The sequence below is a fragment of the Streptomyces xingningensis genome (assembly GCF_054957865.1).
In genome coordinates, this window is the sequence record NZ_JBDJPF010000158.1 from 1 (window position 1) to 1,414 (window position 1,414).

Annotated in this window: 1 protein-coding gene; it reads left to right on the top strand. The window is 67.5% G+C overall.

The window, feature by feature from the left end:
• The first annotated feature begins 125 nt into the window (after window positions 1-125).
• Window positions 126-1,379, top strand: a complete 1,254-nt coding sequence (locus ABCR83_RS32600) for an IS256 family transposase (protein WP_462698880.1) — start codon at window positions 126-128, stop codon at window positions 1,377-1,379.
• The last annotated feature ends 35 nt before the right edge of the window (window positions 1,380-1,414 follow it).

The following is a 1,414-nucleotide window of genomic DNA, read 5'->3' on the forward strand; positions in this document are numbered from 1 at the left end:
CGAGCAATGCTCAAGACCTGTGGATCGGCCCCGGGTTGGTGCGTGAAGGGCGTACCTTCCCGAGGTGATCCCGTGATGGTCATCGAGTAGGCCCGCGTTGGCGCGCGGGTCGGGAAGGTACGCCCGTGCTCAGCGTAGTCAATGCCGACGGCAGCACCATGAACGGCTCCCTGATCGACGAGATCGTCCGCGAAGGGGCGAGGCGGATGCTGGCCGCCGCGCTGGAGGCCGAAGTCAACGCTTATATCGCCGAGTTGGCTGGCCAGCGTGATGAGAGCGGCCACCGTCTGGTCGTGCGCAACGGCTACCACCAGCTGCGGAAGGTCACGACCGCCGCCGGGACGGTCGAGGTGAAAGCCCCGCGGGTGAACGACAAGAGGGTCGATGAGACCACGGGTGAGCGTAAGCGGTTCGCCTCGGCGATCCTGCCGCCCTGGTGCCGCAAGTCCCCGAAGGTCAGCGAGGTCCTGCCTCTGCTCTACCTCCACGGCCTGTCCTCCGGCGACTTCGTCCCCGCGCTGGAGCAGTTCCTCGGCTCGGCGGCCGGCCTGTCACCGGCCACGGTGACCCGGCTCACCCAGCAGTGGCAGGCCGACCACGCCGCTTTCTGCGGCCGCGACCTGTCCGGGGCCGACTACGTCTACGTCTGGGCCGACGGCATCCACCTGAAGATCCGCCTCGACGAGGCCAGGGCCGCGGTCCTGGTCCTGATGGGAGTGAGGGCGGACGGCACCAAGGAACTGATCGCGATGACGGACGGCTACCGCGAGTCGTCCGAGTCCTGGGCCGACCTGCTGCGTGACCTGGCCCGGCGCGGCATGCGCGCACCGGTCCTCGCTGCCGGTGACGGCGCGCTCGGCTTCTGGAAGGCCCTGCGCGAGGTCTTCCCCGCAACCCGCGAGCAAAGGTGCTGGGTTCACAAAACGGCCAATGTCCTCGACTCCATGCCGAAGTCCGCCCAGCCCGGAGCGAAGAAGGCCATCCAGGACATTTACAACGCCGAGGACCGGCAGCATGCCGAGGCGGCCATCACCACGTTCGCCAAGCTCTACGGCGCGAAATTCCCCAAGGCCGTCAAGAAGATCACCGACGACCAGGAACAGCTGCTGGCCTTCTACGACTTCCCGGCCGAGCACTGGATCCACTTGCGGACCACGAACCCGATCGAGTCGACCTTCTCCACCGTCCGGCTGCGGACCAAGGTCACCCGCGGCGCCGGCTCCCGCGCCGCCGCCCTCGCGATGGTCTTCAAGCTCGTCGAGTCCGCTCAGCAAAGGTGGAGGGCCGTGAACGCACCCCACCTCGTCGCCCTCGTCCGAGCCGGAGCCCGCTTCGAACGCGGCCAGCTCGTCGAACGCACGCAGTCACACGCGGCATGAACACACCGCCGATCCACAGGATTTGACAATTACTC